The 20,211-nt window shown below is 60.1% G+C and carries 15 protein-coding genes and 9 pseudogenes; 13 read left to right on the forward strand and 11 right to left on the reverse strand.

Annotation, left to right across the window (positions count from 1 at the left end; all coding sequences use genetic code 11):
- The first annotated feature begins 333 nt into the window (after positions 1–333).
- The 7 genes and pseudogenes from ACVJGD_RS01690 (at position 334) to ACVJGD_RS01720 (ending at position 5,402) form a co-directional block, all read left to right on the forward strand.
- Positions 334–1,107 (forward strand): annotated as a pseudogene (locus tag ACVJGD_RS01690) (outer membrane protein).
- A gap of 499 nt (positions 1,108–1,606) precedes the next feature.
- Positions 1,607–2,977, forward strand: a pseudogene (locus ACVJGD_RS01695) (IS110 family RNA-guided transposase).
- A 163-nt stretch (positions 2,978–3,140) separates the two neighbouring features.
- Positions 3,141–3,287, forward strand: a pseudogene (locus ACVJGD_RS01700) (IS3 family transposase); the annotation flags it as partial.
- A gap of 54 nt (positions 3,288–3,341) precedes the next feature.
- Positions 3,342–3,853: pseudogene (locus tag ACVJGD_RS01705) on the forward strand (IS30 family transposase); the annotation flags it as partial.
- 40 nt (positions 3,854–3,893) lie between these two features.
- A pseudogene (locus ACVJGD_RS01710) lies at positions 3,894–4,163 on the forward strand (IS3 family transposase); the annotation flags it as partial.
- A gap of 24 nt (positions 4,164–4,187) precedes the next feature.
- Positions 4,188–4,304, forward strand: coding sequence for a hypothetical protein (locus tag ACVJGD_RS01715; protein ID WP_129964750.1), 117 nt, complete (start codon positions 4,188–4,190; stop codon positions 4,302–4,304).
- A 753-nt stretch (positions 4,305–5,057) separates the two neighbouring features.
- On the forward strand, positions 5,058–5,402 hold the full coding sequence (locus ACVJGD_RS01720; protein WP_456632730.1) for a hypothetical protein: 345 nt from the start codon (positions 5,058–5,060) through the stop codon (positions 5,400–5,402).
- 414 nt (positions 5,403–5,816) lie between these two features.
- Here ACVJGD_RS01720 and ACVJGD_RS01725 read toward each other — a convergent pair whose 3' ends face one another.
- The 4 genes from ACVJGD_RS01725 to ACVJGD_RS01740 form a co-directional block, all read right to left on the reverse strand.
- Positions 5,817–6,392 carry a transposase gene (locus ACVJGD_RS01725; RefSeq protein ID WP_456632731.1) on the reverse strand — a complete coding sequence of 192 codons (576 nt, stop codon included), beginning with the start codon at positions 6,390–6,392 and terminating at the stop codon, positions 5,817–5,819.
- Between the two features lie 130 nt (positions 6,393–6,522).
- On the reverse strand, positions 6,523–6,870 hold the full coding sequence (locus ACVJGD_RS01730) for a hypothetical protein (RefSeq protein ID WP_456632732.1): 348 nt from the start codon (positions 6,868–6,870) through the stop codon (positions 6,523–6,525).
- A complete protein-coding gene (locus tag ACVJGD_RS01735) occupies positions 6,818–7,135 on the reverse strand; it encodes a class I tRNA ligase family protein (RefSeq protein ID WP_456632733.1) in 318 nt (105 codons plus the stop codon). Before ACVJGD_RS01735 ends, ACVJGD_RS01730 begins: the two co-directional genes overlap by 53 nt.
- A gap of 240 nt (positions 7,136–7,375) precedes the next feature.
- Positions 7,376–7,939 carry a class I tRNA ligase family protein gene (locus tag ACVJGD_RS01740; protein WP_456632734.1) on the reverse strand — a complete coding sequence of 188 codons (564 nt, stop codon included), beginning with the start codon at positions 7,937–7,939 and terminating at the stop codon, positions 7,376–7,378.
- A 798-nt stretch (positions 7,940–8,737) separates the two neighbouring features.
- Between ACVJGD_RS01740 and ACVJGD_RS01745 the strand changes: the two genes are divergently transcribed.
- Together ACVJGD_RS01745 and ACVJGD_RS01750 are read left to right on the forward strand one after the other, a co-directional pair.
- The gene (locus tag ACVJGD_RS01745) at positions 8,738–9,004 is read left to right on the forward strand and encodes a hypothetical protein (RefSeq protein WP_456632735.1); all 267 of its coding nucleotides are present in this window, start codon (positions 8,738–8,740) and stop codon (positions 9,002–9,004) included.
- Positions 9,005–9,873: 869 nt separating this feature from the next.
- Positions 9,874–10,251, forward strand: a complete 378-nt coding sequence (locus ACVJGD_RS01750) for a hypothetical protein (protein ID WP_143279146.1) — start codon at positions 9,874–9,876, stop codon at positions 10,249–10,251.
- 184 nt (positions 10,252–10,435) lie between these two features.
- Here the strand turns inward: ACVJGD_RS01750 and ACVJGD_RS01755 are convergent.
- From ACVJGD_RS01755 to ACVJGD_RS01775, 5 genes and pseudogenes are all read right to left on the reverse strand, one after another.
- Positions 10,436–10,675 (reverse strand): annotated as a pseudogene (locus ACVJGD_RS01755) (IS5/IS1182 family transposase); the annotation flags it as partial.
- Positions 10,676–10,784: 109 nt separating this feature from the next.
- On the reverse strand, positions 10,785–11,561 hold the full coding sequence (istB, locus tag ACVJGD_RS01760) for an IS21-like element helper ATPase IstB (RefSeq protein WP_069279867.1): 777 nt from the start codon (positions 11,559–11,561) through the stop codon (positions 10,785–10,787).
- A 17-nt stretch (positions 11,562–11,578) separates the two neighbouring features.
- Positions 11,579–12,771: pseudogene (istA, locus tag ACVJGD_RS01765) on the reverse strand (IS21 family transposase); the annotation flags it as partial.
- A 367-nt stretch (positions 12,772–13,138) separates the two neighbouring features.
- Entirely contained in the window at positions 13,139–14,344 is a 1,206-nt protein-coding gene (locus tag ACVJGD_RS01770) for an IS91 family transposase (RefSeq protein WP_456632736.1), read from the reverse strand.
- Between the two features lie 11 nt (positions 14,345–14,355).
- A complete protein-coding gene (locus ACVJGD_RS01775) occupies positions 14,356–15,240 on the reverse strand; it encodes a tyrosine-type recombinase/integrase (RefSeq protein WP_456632779.1) in 885 nt (294 codons plus the stop codon).
- A gap of 321 nt (positions 15,241–15,561) precedes the next feature.
- Between ACVJGD_RS01775 and ACVJGD_RS01780 the strand changes: the two genes are divergently transcribed.
- From ACVJGD_RS01780 to ACVJGD_RS01790, 3 genes are read left to right on the forward strand one after another with little or no spacing between them, the layout of a single operon-like run.
- The gene (locus ACVJGD_RS01780) at positions 15,562–16,785 is read left to right on the forward strand and encodes a tyrosine-type recombinase/integrase (RefSeq protein ID WP_456632546.1); all 1,224 of its coding nucleotides are present in this window, start codon (positions 15,562–15,564) and stop codon (positions 16,783–16,785) included.
- Positions 16,782–17,726 carry a tyrosine-type recombinase/integrase gene (locus tag ACVJGD_RS01785; RefSeq protein ID WP_456632545.1) on the forward strand — a complete coding sequence of 315 codons (945 nt, stop codon included), beginning with the start codon at positions 16,782–16,784 and terminating at the stop codon, positions 17,724–17,726. Before ACVJGD_RS01780 ends, ACVJGD_RS01785 begins: the two co-directional genes overlap by 4 nt.
- On the forward strand, positions 17,716–18,711 hold the full coding sequence (locus ACVJGD_RS01790; protein WP_456632544.1) for a tyrosine-type recombinase/integrase: 996 nt from the start codon (positions 17,716–17,718) through the stop codon (positions 18,709–18,711). The genes ACVJGD_RS01785 and ACVJGD_RS01790 overlap by 11 nt, the downstream gene beginning before the upstream one ends.
- A 96-nt stretch (positions 18,712–18,807) precedes the next feature.
- Here ACVJGD_RS01790 and ACVJGD_RS01795 read toward each other — a convergent pair.
- A pseudogene (locus ACVJGD_RS01795) lies at positions 18,808–19,146 on the reverse strand (helix-turn-helix domain-containing protein); the annotation flags it as partial.
- A 142-nt stretch (positions 19,147–19,288) separates the two neighbouring features.
- Entirely contained in the window at positions 19,289–19,627 is a 339-nt protein-coding gene (locus ACVJGD_RS01800; RefSeq protein ID WP_456632780.1) for a JmjC domain-containing protein, read from the reverse strand.
- A 297-nt stretch (positions 19,628–19,924) separates the two neighbouring features.
- Here ACVJGD_RS01800 and ACVJGD_RS01805 point away from each other — a divergent pair.
- Positions 19,925–20,140: pseudogene (locus tag ACVJGD_RS01805) on the forward strand (transposase); the annotation flags it as partial.
- Positions 20,141–20,211 lie beyond the last annotated feature (71 nt).

Here is a 20,211-nt window from a genome sequence, read left to right on the forward strand (position 1 = left end):
GGACTGACTCACAAACGGCCTTACCAGCCACCCGAAGACACCTACCGAAAAGACACGAACCGCAACACGCCGAGCACACCCCAAACAGCCATTTTGATTGTGGGCCTCTCTGCGTTGAGCTGGTTCAGTATGCCTACGTTGGTCCAGTATCGGTAAAAAAGGACCGCGAGGCTCCTACCAGAAATGGCGGGCATCTCAAATCAACGCGCTCGCTCAGCATGCTGCTGGCCCCACAAATGTCTTGCGCCTTAGTCAAATACTTAGCTTGGTTATTGATGGAGAGGACCGACACATGGCAGTCGTCCCCTATGAACCATCGGGGAGTCAATTCGTATGAAGAACGTCCTGCTGGGTGCAGTAGCCCTGATCGCACTGACCGCTCCTGCCTCTTCCGCAGATCTGCCCGCGCGGCCTTACGCGAAAGCCCCTCCAATAGTCATTCCGATCTTTGATTGGACCGGCTTCTACATCGGCATCAATGGCGGCGGCGGCTCCGCGCATCAGTGCTGGGAGGTGATCAACGCCGCCGGCTTGGTCTTCGCTCCACCCCGTAGCATGGGTTGCCACAATGCGACCGGAGGCACGTTCGGCGGCCAAATCGGCTACCGCTGGCAAATAACCAACTCAGTGTTTGGCCTGGAGGCGCAGGGCAACTGGGCCAATTTCAAGGGCTCCAACGCCAATCTCGCCTTCGTCGACGTCCAGGATGAAACCAAGGTCGATGCCTTCGGCCTGTTCACGGGCCAGGTTGGCTACGCCTGGAATAACGTGTTGCTCTACGTGAAAGGTGGCGCTGCGGTCGTCCGCGACAAATACCAGGTCTTCGATTTCGCGACGGGATTGAACATCGATAACGGCAGCGAGACCCGGTGAAGCGGCGCCGTAGGCACGGGCCTTGAATTTGACTTCGCTCCGAATTGGTCAATTGGCTTTGAGTACGATCACTTGTTCATGGGTCATCGGGATGTTGACTTCTTCTTTTCAACCGGATTCGTGGGCGGTCCGCCTGGCGCTCTTGCAGGGACCGCGCGTATTGGTCAGGACGTTGATATCGGTTTGGTCCGCGTGAACTACCGCTGGGGTGGCGCGCCGGCTGCGAGATATTGAGTCGCCAGGACGAACGAATTTTTGAAGTCGTGACCGGCTGAACTGCCGTGTTTTTCGAAGGTAATGACTCAGCGAACTCCCTCCACGCGCAGGTGGATGAGCGCGTCATGCGCATGCTGCCGCACGACCTACCTCCGGGGAGCCGTTGAGGCTAGTCAGAGGCATGTTTCCTGATCGCGTGCGGCCGCGCTGGGTTGACGGCATGCATGTCCGATGGCTTCGAATTTGCGCATGGAGCGCGATATTCTAAAGAACTGTCCAGCACAGCACGCCTGTGCGGCGTAGAAACAGCCTTGTGCTACCCTCGGCGGCTGGGAGGGTAGCGGCCGTTCGATTATTGGAGGCACAATCCCCGTTAAAAAACATGGTCCATGGGTGCATGCGAACTTGAGAGCGGTGACGTCGCCCTGGCGACGATCCCGATTAGGAAGATGACGATAGGAAGATGACGATTGGCATAGCCCAAACCCTCCTGCTCATCATTGAATGGAGGATTGCCATGCTCAAGAAGAGGACGGCCGGCGACCGCCCAGAACTTAGGCGAGTCAACGTCGCGGCCGCCGCCATCGACATCGGATCAAAGATGCACATGGCTGCGGTGAACCCCGCTTGCACTGACGTGCCTGTGCGCTCTTTCGGCACATTCACGCGAGACTTGCATGAGCTGGCGGACTGGTTCAAAACGTGCGGCGTGACGGGTGTCGCAATGGAATCCACCGGGGTCTATTGGATCCCGGTCTACGAGATCCTGCAGCAGCGCGGGTTTGAGGTGATTCTGGTCAATGCGCGGTACGCCAAGAACGTGCTCGGGCGCAAGACCGATGTCAGCGATGCCGCGTGGTTGCGCCAGCTTCACTCCTATGGCCTGTTACGCGGCAGCTTCCGACCTGATGCCGAGATCGCAACCCTGCGCGCGTATCTGCGCCAACGGGAGCGGCTGGTGGAATATGCCGCCGCCCATATCCAGCATATGCAGAAGGCCCTGATGGAGATGAATCTGCAGCTCCATCGTGTGGTCACCGATATCACGGGCGCAACCGGCATGCGGATTATCCGAGCGATTGTTGCAGGCGAGCGGAATCCTGACGTCTTGGCAACCTATCGGGACGTGCGATGCCATTCATCCATCGCGACGATCCGTGCGGCACTGGTGGGCAACGGCCGGCACGAACATGTCTTCGCGCTGACCCAGTCGCTGGAACTCCACGACGTCTACCAGGCGAAGATGCTGGACTGCGACCGCAAGCTCGAGTCCTGACCCTGGCACTGAACAATAAGGGCGCGAAGCCGACCGGAAAGCTATCCAAGCCACGTATCAAGACCAAACAGGTCAACGCGCCTACCTTCGATGTCAGGACCGCGCTGTACGGCGTGCTCGGCGTCGATCTGACTGAGATCCATGGGCTGGGTCCATCACTGGCATTGAAGCTCGTCGGTGAGTGTGGCACCGATCTGCGAGCATGGCCGAGCGCCAAGCACTTTATCTCCTGGCTGTGCCTTGCACCAGGCAACAAAATCTCTGGCGGCAAGGTGTTGTCCTCGCGCACACGTGAGATCGTCCAGTCGGGCAGCCGCACTGTTGCGGTTGGCAGCAACAACCGTCGGGCGGAGCGATACGGCGCTCGGTGCATTCTATCGCCGACTATCCTCGCGTGCGGGTAAGTCAAAGGCGGTGACAGCGACCGCCCGCAAGATCGCCGTTTTATTCTACAACACCCTCCGGCACGGTATACACTACAGAGACCCCGGCGCGGATCACTATGAGCAGCAATATCGCGGCCGTGTCCTCGCTAACCTTCAGCGCCGAGCCAGATCTCTGGGCTTCGTGTTACAGTCCAATCCAGGCGACCCCGATCCGGCTGTTTCTTAGGAAGTCGATCGCGATCTTTGCCGGAACCCGGACATGAGCTTCCGCTTCATTGAAGACCACCGCGATGCCTTTCCGGTACGGCTGATGTGCGCCGTGCTCGAGGTCTCGCCGGCTGGCTACTACGCCTGGCGCGATCGCCCCGTGAGCGAGCGGACAAAATCCAATGCCACGCGCCTGGCTGCGATCCAGCAAGTCCATCAAGCCAGCAGCGGCCCGCTACGGCAGTCCCCGCGTCCACGCCGTCCTGCACAGGCAGGGCCGTGGCGCCAGCCGCGGCCGGATCGAGCGGATGATGCGTCGGCACGGCATCCGCGCCATCATGGCACCGCCGTGCCGTGTGCGCACCACCGACAGCCGTCACGACCTGCCGGGACATTGGGAGGGAGACCTCATCCTCGGTCTTGGCAGCTCGGCGATCGGCACGTTGGTCGAACGCACCACGGGCTTCACAATGCTATTGCACCTTCCCCGGTTAGCGGGGCATGGCGGAAGCTCCGCGCAAGAAGAACGGAGCTGCGCTTGCGGGACACGGGGCGGAAGCCGTGCGTGACGCGATCTCGCGCACCATCATCACTTTGCCCGAAGAACTACGTCGCACGCTGACTTGGGATCAAGGAGCCGAAATGGGCTCAGCACGACCGCCTCAAGATCGATGCGCGCATCCAAGTCTACTTCTGCGACCCGCAAAGCCCTTGGCAGCGCGGCACTAACGAAAACACCAACGGGTTGCTACGGCAGTACTTTCCGCAAGGCACAGACCTGAGCATCCACAGCGCCGACGAGATATCCGCTGTAGCAGCGGCCCTCGACGCCCGACCGAGAAAGACACTGGGCTGGAAAACGCCGGCAGAAGCGCTTGACGAATTACTGTCGTGAGTGAAAACAATTGGTGTTGCGACGACCGTTTGAATCCGCCCAGTATGCCTCACACGCCTATCGCAACGCTCTCACCGGCGCCGGCATCACCACATCGATGAGCCGCAAGGCCGATTGCTACGACAATGCCCCGATGGAGAGCTTCTTCCATACCTTGAAGACCGAGCTCGTTCATCATCGCAACTACAAGAGCCGCGCCGAAGCCCAACGCGATATCTTCGCCTTCATCGAGGGCTTCTACAACCGAACAAGGCTCCATTTCGCCGCGGGATACATCGCCCCGATCGAGATGGAGCTAAAGGCCGCCTAAACCAGTCCACTTTTTCGGGGGAAGATCACTCGAGCCCCCGAACAAGTCGTTGAGGATACGCGCGAGCGTCTCGCTGAAACCGAAGGCGCCAAAAACAAGCTTGAGGCCGCGCTCGCCCGCCTGCTGGACGTCATCCGGTGATCGTGGGCAAGTCATCCCGCGCGCAGGGAACGACGATGCCGAGAGAGCTGCAACGGACCGCTAGACAGAGCAAGCGATCCCGCAACGCCTCCGGCGCGTGCAGGTGTGGTGCCGAGTGCAAATGATTGCGCGCCATTTGCCGAAATCGGCCAGCACAAACGTTCGATGTCGCTCGTCGCGGAAGCCGCCATCGCCAAGCGCTCGACCAAATCGACCGCCGGATCGCCCGCCTTGCGCCGGATGTCGGGATTTCGGTCGAGACCATCGCTCTCTTCATCCGCTTCTGGCTCACGACGACACCGCCACTTCCCGAACCGGTCGCCAAGACCGCGAGGGCACGAGCCGGAGCGTGTTACGATAACTTCGTCGCCGCTCCGGGCCGCTGGCAGGAAATCCCGGAGGATTTTCAGCAGTTTGGCTCGATTCAGGGTGACTAGCCGCGCATCCTGACCGAAGTCTGCAGGAAACTTGCGTGGTACCGCGCAAAAGATCCATCAATACGTAGTAAAGAGCGAATATGAAGTGGTTCGTGTTCACGGCTAAAAGAATCTGCTCGGGATTCTCCTTAAGGAAGGGTATTCGCCGAAGAGTGCCGTGATCCGCAGACCCACGCATGACCGGACACCGGAAAAATCGCAAACCGGACAAGGCTCATCTGGAGTCACTTCTCATGACGCTCGAGGGCGATATTTCCTTCAGGGTCGCTCGCCGCGAAGACGGTTTTCAACATCACGAAGGCGTCGATCCACAGCCTTGCACGCGCATCCTATCCCGCGTGAAGACGACGCCATTGCGGTGCTCTTCATCGGCACCGACGGGCTGCCCGGCAATCCGCACAACCTCGTGTCGAGATGGGGGCCGGGCGAACCCGTCTGGCGGGGCACGATCGATGGCAACTTCATCGCCGAGCAGGTGAGGGCGATCAACAACGGCTTCCGCCTGGCGCATCATGGTTTTGCGATACCGGTCTATGTTTTCACCGAAAGCGAGGCGACGTCAGCGCGGCTGATGCCGGTGACCTCGGGCGCCGACACAGGCAAGAAGCTGCTGTGCCCGATGCCCGGTCTCGCCTGCGTTATCGTTCTGGCGGTAGCCTAGGTGTCGGCTTGCTTGCCTCAAGCTTTGTAAGCGCGATGCTGGTTGCGATCTTCTCTTGAGACTATTTCTTAAGCGCCTCTATGGCATAGTCCAAAGCCTTTTCACGCATGATGGAATAATCTCCGCGGACCGGCGACGAAAAAGCGCGCGGGCGGCTGGAGGGCCACCCGCGCGAGTTTGCGCATGAAGAGGCTTTGCTGTCTCATGGGGGGGGTGCGTGAACATATGAGCAGCCGAGCCATACATGTCTCAGCAACCAGCGTGTCAAACGATCGCACCGCCTCTCCGCTTAAACAGATGCAGAACGCTGCGCCTTAAGCGCGACCTCGAATAGCTACTCGCACTTCGATGGCGACTTCCGGACATGCGCGTCATCAACCGGGACGCGACTGAACGAGATCGGACCTGCAGCGCTTAGTGACGCCGGGCCCGCGCGGTGATTGGATCGATCTCGTCATCGTGTATGGCGATCAGCTTGCCGGGCTGCAAGCCTGGCCTTTGCAACTGTTCTTCCTCGATCTGGCAGTTTAGCATTCCGGCCTTGGCGCCGCAGTCTTTCAGGCTCAGCTTCACGGCTTCTGCTGGATCGTTGACGGCAGCCACGTACGTTGCGTGCCTGAGCTCTTTGTCCTCATCGCTGTCATCCTTGAAGATGGCGACCGTCACTATCCAACCACCCATCTTTCTGCGCATCGGGAGTAGCCGTCGCCATGAGGTCGGCTCGTACCGATGATCCTGCAGACGTTCGTTCTCCTGGCGCAACCGGACGATCTCCGAAGCCTGGTCCGCCGACATCGACGTCGCCTGCGTGGTGGGGCGCCACGCCGCCGATGCCGGCTCCTGCCGGAACTTGTCGACCCAGCGCCGCAGCACCGAGTCGCGCAGACCGAGCTCCTTGGCAACCGACATGACCGAGCGAGGGCTCGACACCACCAGCTCGACGGCCTGGCGCTTGTACTCCTCGGTAAACGACCGACGTTGACGTTCCATTGACACCTCCGGGCTCAATGAGCCTACTACAGGTGTCCACTCATTCAGAGGAGGTTCACGCGCGACAAAGTCCGCATTGCCGAGCTTCCTAGAAAGTCTGTCGGCCTCTACGTCAAGGCTGGCGAGTTCCCTAGCGAGGCGCGTTGCGCTCGGCCGTCAGCTCTATGAATTCTGCGACCGGGAATGCCAGCGTAGCGCCGGCGATCACATAGGAGATCGCGCCTGCGGGCACCGCACTGACGAACCGCACATCAGAGATGCGGAGCAGCTGCGCGATAAGCGGCGCGCTGACCTTCAACGCCTTGCGTTGCGTCTCGGAGGCCTCGACCACCAGAAGCGGTGGGCGCGCTGAGGGAGGAACATTCAGCTCTTGTCGAACCGACCGGCCTTCGGAGATGGCATCAATGATCAGCCTGATTTCCGCATCAGCGGCCGGATCGATCAGGCTCTCCGCGAACTGTGGCCAGGACGCGGTCATGAGGAAGCCCTGGTGCTCGCGTGATGCGCCAATCGCTCGTCTGGGCCCAAAGCTTTTCAGTCAGGAATGGCATGACCGGGTGCAGCAGTTTGAAGGTGACGTCCAACGCCCACGCGGTGACCGCGCGGGTCTCGTCGCGCGCCGCAATGTCGGCACCGTTCAGCGTCGGCTTGATCAGTTCGATGTACCAATCGTAGAACAAGTTCCAAATGAAGCGGTAGAGCGTCTCCGCAGCTTCACCGAAGCCGCACTCCGCCAATGCCACGGGTCACGGTTTTCGCCGTACGGACCGTCTCGCCAATAATCCAGCGGTTCAGCGGCATCGTCGCCCGAACCGGCGAAAATCCCGCTTGTCGCGCAGCCGTTCAACTGGGCGAAACGCGAGGCCTTTCAGAGCTTGGTATCGAGATTGCGATAGCCTTCAACGCGCTGCCACGAGAGCTTGATATCGCGTGCAGCGCCGGACATGGCGGTCAGCGTGAAGCCCAGGGCGTCGGCTCAGAGCTCATCGACGAGCGCGAGAGCGTCTAAGACGTTCCGCGCCGCTCGCATCGCGCACCAGGGCATTGATGAACACTCGCTTGAACGGAACCTCGCCCGTCAGCTGCAGGCCCTGCATCATCATCCGAGCGGCCCAGAACGGAATAATATCGAAACCTGTGATGAGAGTGTCCGTTGGATAGAAGCGCTCAAGATCGGTTGTTTGCTCGGGCCAGCCGAGGGTCGAGAATGGCCACAGCGCCGAGGAGAACCAGGTGTTGAGCACGTCCTCGTCCTGAGTCAGCGGCTTGTCGTGGCCATAGTGTAACCGGGCCTGAGCCTTCGCTTTCTCGTCGGTCTCCTCGACAAAGATGGTGCCATCCGGGCCGAACCAGGCCGGGATGCGATGACCCCACCAGAGCTGACGCGAAATGGTCCAGGGCTGAATGTTGCGCATCCAGTCGAGGTTGGTCTTCTCCCACTGCTTGGGCAGGAAGACGGTATCGCCCTCAACCACGGCCTTGATTGCAGGCTGCGCCAGCACTTCGACGTTCACGAACCACTGGTCGGTCAGAAAAGGCTCGACCACGAACCCGAACGGTCCCCGTGGAGCACCATGTGGCGAATTTTCTCGGTTCCGCGCAGCAGACCGAGGTCCTGACACGACGGTTCAGGCCTGTTCGGCGGCAGCGGACTGGAACACCCCGGCGCCAATCAGCGCGGTTGCCGTCCTCGAATCTGGCCGCTTCTTCCGAACAGGCCCAACTCCATTCTCTAGATCGACTCCGGCGCAGAGCGGCGGGTTCGCCCGCCAGCCGAATTGACGTCACGCATCGACACAAACGCGGTCGCGGGGCGTTGAAAGCATTCGCACGAGCAGCTTATCGTACACTCTGCACGGCTCGATGGATCGCCTCCGCGTAAGAGTTGGAGTTGCCACTGGGCTGCAGCCGCTAGCGTTCGCGCTTCGCCGGGTGATACCTGAACGGATCGCCGCTCCATCCCTTTCCTTGGCGCACCAACAGGGCCTGTTCTACCAGCTTCCGGCATGTCGGATTGACGCGCTGGATTGCTGCGTTCTCCCCGAAGAGACGGTCGGCGAGTTGGCGTTCTGTCAAACCTGGTTGTTCGCGGACGGCGCGGACGATCTTCTCTGCAACTGTCCTGGTCATCCAAATTGATCAATCATCAAACCTGCCGTAACGCGCTACGTCAATGTCCTAATTCACCGCCGCATCGGCGCGCTGTTCGCATACGGCAGCCCGCCAATCCCAGCAACGATCGCACCAGCCGCGCTGGGTTTATGGTAGCATATCCGATGGCCCCGAAATTGCCGGCTCATCGTGGATCGGTGGCTCACAGACGATGGCTTCCGGAGCGCAGCAAGATGGACGGTTGGTTGGTGACGGTCGCCATCTTCAAGGAAGACAGCGACGATGACGAAGAATTCAGGCACGTAACTTACGCCGTTGCGGTCGCGGATCCAGCTGAAGCCGTGAAGCTGACGATTAGCAACAGCGGCGTCAAGGCTGCAATGCTGAACTGCCCTCTCGAAGCTGGGATGTTGCAAAGTCTCGGCTTAGAGCCCGGCGAGCTCATAGTCGTATACGATGACGCGATCGATCCAATCATCACGAGATCCCGGCGCCACTAAGGACGGGCACGTCTGATTTCGTTCAGCCGCGTTCGGTTCATGACACTGTGGTCCGAAAGCCGCCACAAAGGTTCGGATGGTCAGCCTGTACAAGGTGTGAAAGCGCTCCGTTTGCTTGTCTGCGACACGTGACAGTCTGGCACGTGGATTGCTGAGCCGTGTACGGCTTGGTCGCTTATGATTGACCCTCTTGAGGGCCAAGCCACGCATCGCAACTCGTGCGGGCGGTCCGTCAGCAGCCGCCCGCACGCTTTTTATGTGCCGTGCACTGTTCCGCCTGTCCTGCATTGTGAATGGCACGCGAGTTGCTGAGTGACATTTGGCTTGGCTACTCATAGTTTCGCGCGCCCCCATGAGATGGCCAAGCCTCTTTGTTGGCGCAACTCGCGCGGTGGTTCTTCCAACTGCCTGCGCGTTTGTCGCATAATGTCGCGGAGGTCGCAGCTATTCGCTCTGCCGATCCCGAGAAGCTCGCCGCACTTCGCGTGGCCATCGGCGAGCGCGGGGGCCCCGAAGAGTTTACAGTGACGAGCACAGAACTCATCCGCAAACATCCGCTTACGCTCTTTAGGTTGCTTAAGATCATCTCCGACGCGGCACATCAGGAAAGACGCTCATGAGCATCACCCCAGCTTCTCGAGGCCATAGCAAGCTCATCGCAGAGGCGGCTGTGTCTGTCGTTATTGCGGTTTGCGCATCATGGCGGCGACTGTATGTGCGGACCGACAGAGAAGGCGCGAGTGATCGGGCCAGAACGGTAAAGAGATCGGGCAAGAACGAAGGGCCAGCGCAATGGCCGGCTCCATCAATCTTCGATGGCTGGATGCGCTTAACGGAATTACCCGGTAACGATTTCGAGGTCAACCGACATGTCACCGCTCATCATCATTGTCGCTTCGACGCACCTCAGCATTTTAGCCACCATCCACATCGCCGCTCGGCCGTCAGAGACCTTAGATGAGTGTCGGAGGATTGGAGAGTCGGCGATCAAGGCCGCGACTTTGAAGCCCGGTTATTCTGCGTCCTATGTCTGCCACGACACCACCCGAAAACGGGGTTCATCGCGCGTATTAGGTGTCGTTGCCTACTTGCAGCAAGAGGATAGCAAAATAACGATCCTTGAAGGTTACATGGCGACGATGTCAGACTGCAATGTTGCCGGTATGGCAGCAGCCGCGAGCAAAGCCATTCCCGGCGCCAAGTCTCGGGCCTGGTCTTGCTACGACCTTGGCAGCTTTGGACGGTGATCCAACGGCGCTGGTACCATACACGGCAGGCACTAGATATCACCACGCATCACGATATATAATCCGAGGCTTGGAAACCAGCCTTGTTACTGGCCGGCGATGCCGCGCCTAAAGTCGAAAACGGGCCTGCACGATATGTACAGGCCCGTTTTTCTTGATCAGCTTCCGGCTATTCAGTCGACCGTTAAGAAGCCGGATTGAGCTGAGCTGGACAGTTGCGCGAGAGCGAGACGAGCAGCAGGCGCAAAAGGTCTCTGAACCAGGCGAGGATGCGTCGGAAGTTGTGGCCAGCGGCTGAGAGGACGACGTTGGCGGCATCGCCGGCGCGGCCTTTGAGATAGCAGCGGCCGAGGTGCCCTTCGGCCTTCAGGTGTCCGATGATGGGCTCGATGGCGGAGCGGCGGCGCAGCTCGCGCTTGATGACTGCGTATTTCGCAAAAACGGGACAGCGGTTTCGCTAACTGACGGACAGCAGTTTCGCTAAATCGCGGACAGCGTGGCGGCGCTGGCTTTTGGTTGCCTGGTTGTTGAAGTCAGTTGGTATTCGTTTCGCTATTTTCGACGTCGGTCAAGGGGCGCGCGGCTTTTTTCCTTCGCATGCTGTCGCCTTCGAGGGCGATACGGTGGGAGTTGTGGATGATCCGGTCGAGGATAGCATCTGCGATGGTTGGCTCGCCGATCATGTCGTGCCATTGGGCAACGGGCAGCTGAGCGGTAATCAAGGTCGATTTGCGCCTGTAGCGCTCTTCGAAGATTTCGAGGAGATCAAGGCGCTGCTGGTCATTGAGGGTGTGGGTGCCCCAATCGTCGAGGATGAGCAACTGGACACGTGCGAGCTTATCGATGAGGCGCGGGAAGCGACCATCGAGACGGGCCATGGCGAGGTCTTCGAACAGGCGCGGCATACGCAAATAAAGGACGGAATGATCGAGCCTGGCCGCCTGGCGTCCGAAGGCACATGCCAACCAGGTTTTGCCAGTCCCGGTCAGGCCGGTGATGATGAAGTTCTCATGGGCTTTCAGCCAGGCGCCTTGCGCCAGCTGCAGGGTGTTGCGCCGGTCAAGACCGCGGCGGGACGCGAAGTCGACGTCTTCGATACAGGCGTCGACGAAGCGCAGCTTGGCTGCGGCCAGCCGATTGGTCAGGCGCCGGTCGGCGCGCATGGCGGCTTCGCGATCGAGCATCAGGCCGAGCCACTCGTCGCGGCTGAGATCGGCGGCATTGTCCTGTTCGGCCAATTGCCGGTAGGCGGCCGCCATTCCGGCAAGGCCGAGCGCCTGCATCTGCTCGAGGGTCGGGTGGGTCAGCATCGCGATGTTCCTTTCCTTCATTGATAATAGCCCCCACCACGGATGTTGGCGTGCGAGGGGGTGGCTTTGACGGAGGCGGCAGCAGGGCTCGCGCGGTCGAGCCCGGATTTGAGGATCGCGCTCACCGAGGAGTAGCTGATCGCGTTGATCACGAGTGCCCGCTCGCAGGCCGCCTCGAGCCGATCGCGCTCGTAGCGCCGCGCCAGGGCGATGATCCCCATGGCGGAGCGATAACCCTGCTCGGGATGTGGGCGCTCACGCATCATCCGCTCGACCAGAGTGGCGGCGTTGACGCCGATCCGCGCAGCCATCTTGATCAAGCTCGCCGGCGTCATATTGGCATAACGCTGATGGGCCTTGGGCATGTGCTCGTTCACGGTGACATGGCCGCTGCGCTGAGAGCGGCGCACATGGCTGGCAACACGCGTGTGATCCTGGAAGATCTCGATGGCTCGATAGGTGAGCCGGATGTCCACCCGACGGCCGATCAGCGGGTGCGGCACCGAGTAAAAGGTCTTGTCGACTTCGACGTGATAATCGGGGTGGACCTTCGCCGTTTTCCACTCGGCGTATTCGAACGGCTCGCCCGGCAGCGGCGTCAACGCAGCGCGCTCGATCTCCTCGAACAGCTGCCGGCGGGATTTGCCGATATGGCGCATCGGCCGATGGTTCAACTCCTCCAGCAGACCGGCGATCGCAGTATTGAGATCGGTCAGGTTGAAGAACCGCCGATGGCGCAGCCGTGCCAAAATCCAGCGCTCAACAATCAGCACCGCGCCTTCAACCTTGCCCTTGTCGCGCGGCTTGCGGCTGCGGGTCGGCAAAATCGTCGTGTCGTAGTGCTCGGCCATGGCGGCAAAGGTTTGGTTGAGCGTCGGCTCGAACCACAACGCCTTGACGACCCCGGCCTTCAGATTGTCGCAGACGATCTGCCTTGGGAACTCCGCCGAAGTACGACAAGGCTCGGGTCTGGCCTTCGATCCAATCTGGTAGTCGCTGACCGAAGCTCCCCATAGCGAAGGTCAGCGACGAGGCCCCGAGCACCGCGACAAATATCTGCGCCTGACGGATCTCGCCGGTTTGCGGATCGATCACCTCCACCGTCGGACCGGCATAGTCGGTCTGCATCACTGCACCCGCCGCGTGGCGATGACGGAAGGTCGGGGTTCGCCCGGCGCCGATAGGCGTCAAACTTCTCGCAGAACCACGAAATATGTTCACGATTACATATTAGAGAGCGTTTTTAGATTGGCGGCGCGGTACTGAATCTTCAAAGTGCGCAGCCGCGTGTGCGCCGGTAATCTAAAAACGTGTTGGACGAAGCCGCCTAGCGCGCCGGTGCCGTTATGGAAATTGAATGCTACTTCCCAGCGCACGGTGCCGTCGCTGAGGCCTCGGGGACATGTTGGATGCGGTCTTGGTGGCGAAACATTCCAACGAGACATGGTCTCCCGGACCGAAAGATCGGCAACGCTCGCGCCTGGAGGGCTCGATGTCGCAGGCGTGACAATAGGATGCCTGCTGTCTACCTTGGCAGATAGAAAGAACGATGATCAACGATTGGCAAACCCCGACCGTTATGAAGTGTCCAGAAAAGGTGGGTCTTGTGACGCAACGGGCGCGAGCACCTCGATGCACACCATCTGCCCTTGACGGCAAGAGGGACATTCCCGCAGGGAAATTCCGGTCAGCTCCTCGACCTTGTCGCGATAATCGCACCCTTGCTTCGGTTTTACCGGCGTATCGGACTGCTGCATTCCGAGCAGTTCGCGGCAGCGGGCGAGCTTTTGCTTGCGGTAGCGGTTGCCCATGAAACCGTAATAACGGATGCGCTGAAATCCCTCGGGCAAGACATGGACGAGGAAACGCCGGATGAACTCCCCGGCCTCGAGCGTCATCACCTTTTGTCGGTTCTCGTTGCGATAGTCTTTCCATCGGAAGCGTACCTTGCCATGTTCGATATCGACGATCCGGTTGTTGGCGATTGCCACCCGGTGTGTGTAGCGTCCGACATATTCCAGAACCTGCTCAGCGCCGGCAAAGGGTGGCTTGGCATAGACCACCCAGTTGACCTGGCGGGCGGGATCCAGATAGCGCCGGAATGCGATGAGACCGCGCAGCCGTTCCAATGACGAAAAGAATCGCAACTCACCGGCATCGAATGCCCTTTGCAGGCCTTCGAGAAATAATCGCCGGAAGAGTCGGGAGAGCACGGCGACGGGTAGGAAGAAGCCGGGACGGCACGCGATCCAGCGGCTCCCGTCCGGCGACAGCCCGCCGCCAGGCACGACGCAGTGGAGATGGGGATGATGGCTAAGATTCTGACCCCAGGTGTGAAGCACCGCGAAAAACCCGATCTCCGCGCCGAGGTGTCGCCGATCGGCAGCGATGGTGCGCAACGTCTCGGCGGCCGCGTGGAACAGGATTTTGTAGACCGTGCTGGCATTCTGGAAGGCAATCGCGGCGATCTCGTCGGGAACGGTGAAGACGACGTGGAAATACTGCGTATCGAGAAGCTCCTCCCGCCGAGCCTCGATCCATTCCGCTCGGGCGAGCCACTGGCACTTGGGACAACTGCGGGAACGGCAGCTGTTGTAAGCGATCCGTCGTTCACCACAGTGGTCGCACTGTTCGACATGGCCTCCGAGCGCTGAAGTTCGGCAGCGCTCGATGGCAGTCATAGCTGCGCGTCGTTCGGTCGATAGCGAGGCCCAGTGCTGCTCTCGCCAGGCAGCACCGTAGCGACGGAATATATCTGCGACCTCCGGACCTGAGCGGCCCATGAGGCTGGCCGTCAGAAATGTTCGGGCGTTGGTGGAGAGGAAGCCTTGGGGATCGGACGCGGCAGCAGTTCAAGCGGGCTCGTCGCTGCGCAAACCTTGTTGGTGGCGATCCGCAGATATTGAGCGGTCGTTGACAGGCTGCGATGGCCGAGCAGGAGCTGGATGGTGCGGAGATCGGTTCCGGCTTCGAGGAGGTGCACCGCAAATGCGTGCCGCAGCGAATGCGGCGTCACCGGCTTGGAGAGTTTCGACACCCGATGTGCCTTACGGCAGGTGGCATCCACGGCGCTTGTCGATATCGGTTCTCCAACAACTGCGCCGGGAAACAGCCATATCCCTGTGGGCCGCACGGCGCGCCAATAGTTCGTCAGCACCTCCAGCAGCTTGGCCGACAGCATGACGTAGCGGTCTTTCTGTCCCTTGCCCTGCTCGACGCGCAGCACCATGCGCTGGCGGTCGATAGCCTCGGGCTTCAGGCGGGTGGCTTCAGAAATACGCAGGCCGGCGGCATAGCATGTCGTCAGAACCGCCTGGTGTTTGAGGCTCTCGATACTGCCGAGGAAGTGCAGCACCTCCTCGGGGCTGAGAATGACGGCTAGTGTCTTTGGCGCCTTTGGGCACGGAATGATCTGGTCGAAATCCCAATCGAGGCCGAGCGTGACGCGGTAGAGGAATCGAAGCGCTGCGACGGTCACGTGCACCGAACGTGGCGCCAGCTTCTTCTCGTTCGTCAAATAGACCTGGTAGGCGCGGATATCCTCCGGACCGAGCAAAGCCGGCGATTTAGCGAAATGCCGGGCGAATTGCGAAACCTGCAGCAAATACGAATCCTGCGTGTGTTGCGACAGGTTGCGGACCTGCATGTCTTCCATCATGCGTAACCGAAGCGAGGTCATAGCGAACTCCTTAACAAGAGGGACGCTGCGCGCGGGCAGCAGCACCATCTTGCCAAGGGCAAGCGCTTCTGAAATGCGGTGGATTACGTTGCTGTGCGGGTGGTGCCGGGGCCAGAGACACGTACTGGCTTCAAGGGGGATACCCGCGCTCAACGCGGATACCCTCCCGCGGAGCGGGTTCGTCCAACAGCCGTTATGTTGCGGCCAAATTTATGTTGTGCAAGGAGCCATAATTGCGGGGAGCCTGAACACTGGGGGCATTGTTCACGCAACATAATTCGACGTCTGAGTAGCGAACCATTTGTCCAATGGAGCCTCGCTATGGATCAGACGATTTATTCCGTCCCCTTGACCGTGCCCCACCGTGATGACGCGCCATTCACCGACGAGCGGCACCGATACCTTCGCCACTGTGCAGAAGCCGGCGCGACCGCAGCTTCTCTCAGAGTCAAGCGGAACGAACTGTTGCGGATTGCCGCATATCTCGGTCCAGATGCTTCGGAGGGCATCGATATCGAGGCGCTCCAACGGATCGCGACCGAGCGTCTGCGCCTGACGGGGGCTGTCACCGCAGCACGAAGAGTGGTCGACATCGGACGACCTTGGCTTCGATTTCTCGGTTGGTGGCGTGAACAAACCGTCGTGTTTCAGTACCAGAGCCAACTCGACCAGTATGTGACATGGATGCGCAATGAGCGCGGTTTTACGCCATCGACGGTGGAGCAATGGAGCCGGATCATCGGTAGGTTCCTACGCTGGTGTGATCAGACAAGCCGGCAACTTAGGGACCTTCAGCCTGGGGACGTTGACGCCTATTTCGTTACCCAGGCGACGGGACGATGGTCCCGCGTTTCGGTAGCCAGCACAGCCTCTGCCTTGCGGGGATTTCTGCGCTACGCGGCAAAGCGGGGAATGTGTACGGATCGCTTAGCGGCCTCGATTTGCCGGCCTCGGCTCTATCGACAGGAGTCGCTGCCGTATGCCCCAGATTGGTGCGACGTGCAGCGCATGTTGGCCGACGCCGAGACTGACACCCCCCGGGACATCCGTGATCGTGCGATCCTGCTGTTGCTCGCGGTCTACGGGATGCGCAGCGGCGAAGTGGCGGCATTGCGCCTCGATCAGATCGACTGGCCGGGTGGGACGCTACGGCTTTTCCGCCTGAAGCGCCGTCAGCCGCAGATCTACCCGCTGGTTCCCTCTGCGGCTGAGGCGCTCGCCCGCTACATCGACACGATGCGGCCGCTATCATCGTGCCCGGAAGTGTTTCTCTGCATGCACGCGCCCCGTCGGCCGTTGAAGGCAGGGAGCATCTATGATGTCGCTAACCGCAGATTTGTTGCACTTGGAATCGACGCCGCCCACCGCGGTGGCCATGCGTTGCGCCACGCCTGCGCCTCCCGGCTTCTTGCCGAAGGTCTGTCGATAAAGGAGATCGGGGACCATTTGGGACATCGCAGCGCGGCGTCAACCAGCATCTACGCCAAGGTGAACATGCAGGCGCTTCGCGACGTCGGAGCGTTCGACCTGGGAGGCCTCCAATGATGCTGACCCATGTTGTCGACGCCTATCTGGCCAAGCAACGGTCACTGGGGCCGCGTTTCGAGTCCGCTGAGGTCCTGCTCCGCAGGTTCTGCCGAGCGATGGGCAATCGAGATATCGGCGAAGTCACCCCAGAGGCGGTAGCCGAGTTCCTCCAAGGCAAAGGATCGCTCAGTGCCACCTGGATGCTGCGATATAGAGTTTTGAGCGGCCTTTATAGATTCGCCATCAGTCGCGGGTACGCGGCATCCTCCCCACTGCCGACAACGTTTCCAAAGCTGCCGCCGCAACAAACGCCCTATGTTTATTCCACGGAAGAACTGCGCCGCCTGTTGGACGCGACCTCGATCCTGAAGATTGGGCATCGCCCTCACGTGCCAGCTATGTACCGTACGCTCCTCTTGTTGCTGTACGGAAGCGGCATGCGCATTGGCGAGGCGCTTCGTTTGGTCTTGCAAGACGTGGATCTGACTGATCAGGTCATCACCGTCCGTGACACGAAGTTCTTCAAAACGCGCCTCGTGCCAATCGGACCCAAGCTCAACCAGGAACTGGTCGAGTACGTCGAGCGCCGTCGCCGGCTCCCTCTGCCGCGCGGGCAAGAATCTCCATTATTCACTACGCGCGGCAGTCGACCATGGCACTATGTGCGGGTCATCTCCTGGTTTCAGCATGTCCGCCGAGCGGCCGGAATCAGTTGCCCTGTCGGTGAGCCTCGATCTCCACGGCTGCACGATATTCGCCACACAGCCGCGGTGCACCGGGTGATCGCATGGTATCGCTCCGGTCAAGACGTGCAGCGACTGCTTCCGCAACTGGCAACCTACCTTGGCCACATCGATATCCGTTCAACCCAGCGCTATTTGCAGATGACGCCGGATCTCCTCCAGGCAGCCAGCGAGCGCTTCGCTCTGTACGCGATGGAGGCCGACCATGAAGGATAAGAACCTGCTTGGTCCGTGGATCCGGCGGTTCTTGCTGGAACATCTGGTTGCCGAGCGCAATCTTTCCCGCAACACCCAAGCCAGCTACCGCGACACGCTGACATTGTTGCTGCCGTTTGCCAGCAAGCAGGGAGGCTGCGCCATCGATCGCATGACCGTGGAAGAGCTGACGCCGGAAGTCGTCCGCAAGTTCCTGGACCACCTGGAGCGCGATCGCCGGTGCAGCGAGGTCACCCGCAACCAACGGCTGGCGACCATCCATTCACTGGCGCGCTTTATCGGGACGAGTTCGCCGGTTCACCTGGCCTGGTGTTCCGAGATACGGGCAGTGCCGTTCAAAAAGACGGCCAGGTCCGCGATCGGATACCTCGAAAAGGCCGAGATGGACGCGTTGCTAAACCAACCTGACAGACGCACGAGTCTTGGGGTGCGCGACCATGTTCTGCTGCTTTTCCTATACAACAGCGGTGCTCGCGCCGATGAGGCAGCAAAATTGACGGTCGGCAATCTCCAACTGGGTGCGTCCCCGTCAGTGCGACTTCACGGCAAGGGAAACAAGATTAGAATCTGTCCATTGTGGTCAACGACGGCAACCTCATTGACTCGTCTTGTGGCCGACCGGAACGAAAGTGAAGCGGTCTTTCTCGGGCGGACGAACCAGCCTTTGACCCGCTTCGGAATACACCGTCTCGTGACGCAATATGCCGCAATGGCGAGCGAAACAGTGCCGACGTTGGCGGCGAAGCGTGTGAGCCCACATACGGTTCGGCACACAACGGCCGTGCACCTGCTGCGCGCCGGCGTCGACATCAACACAATCCGTGCTTGGCTGGGTCACGTGTCATTAAACACCACGCACATCTATGCTGAAGTCGACCTGGAGATGAAAGCAGAGGCGTTAGCCAGGGTCGATATCAGTAGCCTGAGGCCGCCGCCTCGGCAATCCTCTCTCCCGTCGTTGATGGCATTCCTGAAGGCCCTGTAGGCCGAAAGGTCACACTCTTATGTTGCGGAGCGAGCCGAGGAGGTTGGCGAAATCCTTGGCTCACTCCAGCAGCGACAACATAAATCTGGCCGCAACATAACGGCTGTATCGGTACCCGTCCGGATGCTCCGCAATGTACTCGTCCCACAGCACCTGCAAGGTCACATGCTTGCGCTTGAGCTCGCGGGCAACAACCGACCAGTCAGGCTCGGCCACCTTGCGGCGCCCCGGCTTCACGCCAGGCACCCCGTACAGCAGTTGCTCCAGCTCGGCATCGCTTATCGCGTCCGGGACCGGCCATGCCAGACCCGCGCGCGCAAACCGCTTCAGCGTGTCACGTACCGTCGTCGGCCCGACGCCGACACGCTCGCCAACCACGCGCGTCGAGAGCCCAGTCTCAAGGCTCAACCTCACAATCTCGCGCACCTGGCGCATGATAACCCTCCTCGTCGGCATCCAATTCTCCAAGCTGGTTCCAGCCGGAGAAATGGACCAACGATCAGGCTTCACACCATCCGAAACTGCGCGCGATCAAGTCGGAATGCTGCGCGGAGAATGCTCGGAATGCTGCGCGCGATCATTTCGGAACCCTGCGCGCCATCAACTCGGTACGGTGCGCGCGATGACCTCGGAATCGGCACAATGTGCTCAGCGAAACGGTAAGATGCAGCGAGACTGAAGCTTCAGTTGCCGCCTCGTGGAAGACTCCACGCGGCAGGTACAAAAGATCTCCAGGCAATAGTTCGTACATGTCGTAAGGCGATTCTCGGTTTAAGACATCGACGTACGCCATCTTTGCTATTGGGAGTTCGACGCGATCCCGATAGATCTTCCAAGTTTTCTTGCCCTTTAACCTTGCGGACCACCTTCCGCGACACGCCGAGTTCTCGGCAGATCGCCTTAATCGGGCGACCATCAACAAAATAGGCGCGACGGAGCTTGGCAATCGTCTCCACCACCAGCATCCCAACCTCGGCTTCCATGACTCAATGGAAGCCACTGTGGACCCTTGCCCCGGGGTCCCGATTGGATGCCGATCACCCCGAATACGGGGTCCTTATTCCACGCCGAAACACACGTCTTATGTCGTCCGAATGGTCGTCCATTGTGAGCACCCTTGCAGAAGATGACTCTTCTAACGGTGCTCCCAAGACCGCGCACAAACAATCTGAACGGCCGCGGCGCTACGCTTACCAACTGGCTGCGCGCCAACCTCAATGAACGCGGCACCGCAGCGGTCATTCCGTCCAAAGCCGACCGCGCCGGGCGCATCCCCCATGACGCCGAAATGTACAAATGGCGCTATTTGGTCGAGAACTTCTTCTGTTCCCTCAAGGCATTCCGGCGCATCGCGACCCGCTACGAAAAAACCGATGCCAGCTTTGCCGGCCTTCTCAATCTCGTCGCGAGCTTCCTCGCAAGCCGCTAATTGTAAACAGGCCTTAGTGAGCGAAACGACGGTCCCGTCTTTGCGGAATACGCATCAGTTCGTCTCGCCTC

This window comes from Bradyrhizobium sp. USDA 10063, assembly GCF_054063735.1.